Here is a 427-nt window from a genome sequence, read left to right on the forward strand (position 1 = left end):
GAACATCTGGGTGCTGGCCTACCAGTGGGGCCAGTGGCCGTTCATCTACCGCACGTCGAGCGACCCGACCAACCCCAACGGCTGGTCCGCGCCGCAGCCGCTGTTCACCGGCAGCCTCCCCAAGTCCAGCACCGGCCCGATCGACCAGACCCTGATCGCCGACGACCAGAACATGTACCTGTTCTTCGCCGGTGACAACGGGAGCATCTACCGGGCGAGCATGCCGATCGGGAACTTCCCGGGCAACTTCGGCTCCTCCTACACGACGGTCATGACCGACACCCCGGCCAACCTCTTCGAGGCCCCGCAGGTCTACAAGGTCAAGGGCCAGAACCAGTACCTCATGATCGTCGAGGCCCGCGGCGCCAACGAGCAGCGCTACTTCCGCTCCTTCACCGCCACCAGCCTCAACGGCTCCTGGAACCCC

At 65.6% G+C, this 427-nt stretch carries 1 protein-coding gene; it reads left to right on the top strand.

Annotated elements, in window-relative coordinates:
* A partial coding sequence (locus IF30_RS0140535; protein WP_030248309.1) for a non-reducing end alpha-L-arabinofuranosidase family hydrolase occupies positions 1–427 on the top strand: 427 nt, incomplete at both ends.

It is taken from the genome of Streptomyces sp. NRRL S-350, from assembly GCF_000719705.1.
Lineage (GTDB): Bacteria > Actinomycetota > Actinomycetes > Streptomycetales > Streptomycetaceae > Kitasatospora.